Below are 4,062 nucleotides of genomic sequence, written 5' to 3' on the forward strand. Positions count from 1 at the left end.
CCCCAGCCGCTCTCTCCCCCCCCCCCCCGTCTCTGCCGCCCGCTCCCGCCCGGGCGCCCCACCCCCCCCCCCCCCCCGGTTCATGTGCAAGACAGGCAGGAGAAACGGGATGGGACTGACCGCACGGATTCGTACGCGGGACGGATGGGCCGTGTCGCACGCGGTCGTCACGGTCACCGACATGACCGGGGCGCAGGTGCTGCGGGCCGAGGCGGACGCCGAGGGCGCCGTACGGGACGCGGGCGCGCTGACGCCCGGCGCGTACACCGTGATCGTCACCGCGGTCGGGTACGCGCCCGCCGCCTCCAGCGCGATCGTCACCGCGGGCGGGCGGGCCGAGATCGGCACCGTGGTCCTCGCCCGGCAGGGCGGCACCGAGCTGCCGCCGCCCGGCCCCTGGACCGTCGACCCCGCCCACTCCTCGGTGGGCGCCGTCGCCCAGCACCTGGGCATCTCCAGCGTGCACGGCCGGTTCACGGACTTCTCGGCCACCATCGAGATCGCCCCGGACGAGGTCGCCAAGTCCCGGGTGGAGGCGGTGATCCAGGCCGCCTCCATCGACACGGGCAACGGGATGCGCGACGGGCACCTGAGGTCCGCCGACTTCCTGGACGTCGAGACGTACCCGCTGATCACCTACCGTTCCACCGGCCTGACCCCGGCCGGCTCCGACCGCTGGACCGTCCACGGCGAACTCACCCTGCACGGCGTCGTGCGCCCGGTCGACCTGGACCTCGCCTACCTGGGCACGGGCGCGGACCCCTGGGGCGGCACCCGCGCGGCCTTCCGGGCGACGGCACAACTGCACCGCGAGGACTTCGCGATGAACTACAACCAGGTCGTGCAGGCGGGCATCTCCGCGATCGGCACCACGCTGAAGGTGGAGCTGGACGTGCAGGCGGTCCAGGGCGACTCGTTGCCCCAGATGTGAGGTGACACCCGCCGCGGCACCCCGCTGCGCGGCACGGGACAGCCCTTAGGCTGCCCCCATGGCACCGAACATCGCGACGAACACCTCCGTATCCCGCGACGAACTGCTCGGCTTCGTCCGTCCCCGCCACCGCGCCATCCTGCTCACCCGCCGGGCCGACGGCAGCCCCCAGGGCTCGCCGTTGACCTGCGGGGTCGACGACGCGGGCCGCGTCGTCGTCTCGACGTACCCCGAGCGCGCCAAGACCCGTAACGCCAAGCGGGACGAGCGCGTCAGCCTGATCGTGCTCAGCGACGAGTGGAACGGACCGTGGGTCCAGATCGACGGCACGGCCGAGGTCATCGACCCGCCGGACTCGGTCGAACCGCTCGTCGAGTACTACCGGAACATCGCGGGCGAGCACCCGGACTGGGACGAGTACCGCGAGGCGATGCTCAAGCAGGGCAAGTCGATCATCCGGATCACCCCCGAGAAGTGGGGCCCGGTCGCGACGGGCGGCTTCCCGGCGCGCCTGGCCTCCCAGGAGTAGCCGGAAGCACACCCCGGAATCGCCGGCGCCCCGGCAGACCGCGTCCGCCGGGGGGCTAGGGGGTGTCCGCGCCGCGGGCCACCATCGTCTCGATGCCCGCGATCAGCGTCTCCAGGGCGAACGTGAAGTCCCTTTCGCGCATCTCCTCGACCGTGTCGCCGCCGCGGGCCTCCATCAGGTCCGCGGCGCTCTCGAAGTTGACCGAGAACTGCGGCTGTTCACTGATCGTGCTCATGGCCTGGCGGAAGTACTCCTCCTGGCTCATGCCCGCCGAGGCGCAGCGCTGGAGGAAGTGGCCCTCGATGGTGCCGAACCCGTACACGAACTGGAAGACCGCCGAGAGCGCGCCCATCTGGCCGTACGGCGGCAGGCCCGTGCTGCGGACCACCTTCTGGACACAGAGCGAGAAGGCCATGTAGTGCGGGCCGATGTTCAGGAACGTGCCGATGAGCGGTGACACCCAGGGGTGGCGCACCAGCAGCGCGCGGTATCCGGTGGCCACGGAGCGCAGTTGGTCGCGCCAGTCCTCGCCCGACCCGGCGTCGGGGAGCCCCAGTTCGCCGAAGACCGCGTCGAGGGCGAGTTCGAGCAGGTCGTCCTTGGTGTCCACGTACCAGTACACCGACATCGCGGTGACGTTCAGCTCGGCGGCCAGCCTGCGCATGGAGAACCTCGCCATGCCCTCGGCGTCCAGCAGCCGTACCGTGGCCTCGGTGATCCGGTCCCGGTCGAGCCCCGACGGCTGACCACCGCCGCGTGCCGCACCGCCCCGGGGGGCCTTGCCCTCCAGCCAGACACTGGTCCGCGCCGGACGCTTGGCCCGGTCGGCTGCCCTCACCATGGCGTACCTTCCTCGGAACAGGGGACTGCGGTCACTCGCGACGGCGGGCCGGAACGCTCCCGTCCGTCCTTCCCGATGCTAAGCGCGCGCTACGCGGAAACCGCCATCGCGGAGTCTGCCCTCTCCGCACGCCGCAGCAACTCCGCGGCCAGCAGCCCGCCGAGGAGTACGGCCACCGCGCCCACCAGTTGGCTGGTCTCCAGGCCCGACGAGAACGCGTCCGTGATCCGTCCGCGCTCCTCGGCCGAGTCCGCCGATCCCAGTGCCGCCGGCAGGGACGCCGCGGCCACCGGAATCAGCGCCGCGAAGCGGGAGTTGAGGACCGCGCCGAGCACGGCGACGCCCAGGCCGTTGCCGAACTCGGCGAGCGTGCCGTTGATGCCCGCCCCGACGCCCGCCTTCTCCGGCGGGATCGCGCTCATGATGGCGTGCGCCATGGCCGGGTTGGCCACCGCGCAGCCGGCACCGATCAGCAGCAGACCGAGCAGGGTGCCGCCGTATCCGTGCCCGGCGAGCGACGCGATCGACACCAGGCCCGCCGACATCAGCACCATGCCGATCGCGATGGAGAGCGGGGTGCCGAGTCCGGCCGTCCATCGGGCGGACAGGCCGGAGAAGTTCAGGGCCACGACGGCGAGCGCGAGCGGTGCCGTGCGCAGTCCGGCCTCCAGCGGGCCGTAACCCAGGACGAACTGGAGGTGCTGGGTGAGGAGGAAGAGGGCCCCGCCCATCCCGAAGGTGATGAGGACGGCTCCCGCGACCGCCCCGGTGAAGCGCCGGTCGCGGAAGAAGTGCAGGTCGAGCATGGGGTACGGGATCCGGCTCTCCCAGTGGGCGAAGGCGGCCAGGGCCAGCACGGCGAGGGCGGCCGTGGCCGTCACCCGGGCCGACGTCCAGCCGTGCTCGGGGCCCGAGATGATCGCGTACACGAGGGCGGTCATACCGACCGTGGACAGCAGCGCTCCCAGCAGGTCCGGGCGGTCACCGCGCGGGTTCTTCGACTCCGGTACGAGGACCACCACCGCGACGAGGGCCAGGGCCGCCACGGGCAGGTTGACCAGGAAGACCGCGCCCCACCGGAAGTGGTTCAGCATGAAGCCGCCGAGGAGCGGTCCGGCCGCGAAGCCCACCGCGTTGACGGCGCTCCAGACGCCGATCGCCCGGGGGATCTCGCCGGGCGGGAAGATCTGCATCGCCACGGCGAGCGTGGTGGTCAGCAGAAGGGCGCCCCCGACGCCCATACCGGCCCGGGCGGCGATCAACTGGCCGGTGGAGCCGGCGAGTCCGGCGGCCAGCGAGCCGATCCCGAAGAGGACGAGGCCGGTTGTCAGCATCTTCTTGCGGCCGTAGCGGTCGGCCGCGCTGCCCGCCGTGAGCAACAGCCCGGACTGCACCAGCGAGTAGGCGTTGATCATCCACTGGATGTCGGAGGTGGCCGCGCCCAACTCCCGGGTGAGGGAGGGGATGGCGACGTTCAGGACGGTGTTGTCGAGCAGCACGGTGAGCTGCGCGAGGCAGATGACACCGAGGATCAGCCAGCGCCGGGGGTGCCCTTCGGGGGACTGGGGGGACGACATGTCGTACACCGTAGAACAGTGACTGTACGGCGTACAACAAAAGGGGTTCCGGACCGAACGGCACGGGCCGTGGCCCGGAGCCCGAACGGGACGGGGGGGGGGGCGCGGCGCCACAAACCCACCGGCCGCCCCCCCCCCCACGACCACCGAGACCGCCCGGCGCGCGGGGTGGGGCGGTTCTGGG

Annotated in this window: 4 protein-coding genes; 2 read left to right on the forward strand and 2 right to left on the reverse strand. The window is 72.2% G+C overall.

The annotated features are described in order from the left end of the window. The first annotated feature begins 109 nt into the window (after nt 1–109). The gene (locus ACFV2J_RS07000; RefSeq protein ID WP_385096991.1) at nt 110–931 is read left to right on the forward strand and encodes a YceI family protein; all 822 of its coding nucleotides are present in this window, start codon (nt 110–112) and stop codon (nt 929–931) included. A 58-nt stretch (nt 932–989) separates the two neighbouring features. After that, the gene (locus tag ACFV2J_RS07005) at nt 990–1,460 is read left to right on the forward strand and encodes a PPOX class F420-dependent oxidoreductase (protein WP_385096988.1); all 471 of its coding nucleotides are present in this window, start codon (nt 990–992) and stop codon (nt 1,458–1,460) included. A gap of 55 nt (nt 1,461–1,515) precedes the next feature. On the opposite strand, the gene ACFV2J_RS07010 is transcribed toward ACFV2J_RS07005, so the two are convergent. Next, nucleotides 1,516–2,301: a TetR/AcrR family transcriptional regulator gene (locus ACFV2J_RS07010; RefSeq protein WP_385096986.1), complete on the reverse strand. Its 786-nt coding sequence runs from the start codon at nt 2,299–2,301 to the stop codon at nt 1,516–1,518. 89 nt (nt 2,302–2,390) lie between these two features. After that, the gene (locus ACFV2J_RS07015) at nt 2,391–3,878 is read right to left on the reverse strand and encodes an MFS transporter (RefSeq protein ID WP_385096983.1); all 1,488 of its coding nucleotides are present in this window, start codon (nt 3,876–3,878) and stop codon (nt 2,391–2,393) included. Nucleotides 3,879–4,062: the final 184 nt, after the last annotated feature.

The sequence above is a fragment of the Streptomyces sp. NPDC059668 genome, assembly GCF_042734135.1.
Taxonomy (GTDB): Bacteria; Actinomycetota; Actinomycetes; order Streptomycetales; family Streptomycetaceae; genus Streptomyces.

Coding starts and splice junctions, on each gene's coding strand:
- ACFV2J_RS07000 (WP_385096991.1), top strand. CDS start 110: ATGGGACTGACCGCACGGATTCGTACGCGGGACGGATGGGCCGTGTCG.
- ACFV2J_RS07005 (WP_385096988.1), top strand. CDS start 990: ATGGCACCGAACATCGCGACGAACACCTCCGTATCCCGCGACGAACTG.
- ACFV2J_RS07010 (WP_385096986.1), bottom strand. CDS start 2,301: ATGGTGAGGGCAGCCGACCGGGCCAAGCGTCCGGCGCGGACCAGTGTC.
- ACFV2J_RS07015 (WP_385096983.1), bottom strand. CDS start 3,878: ATGTCGTCCCCCCAGTCCCCCGAAGGGCACCCCCGGCGCTGGCTGATC.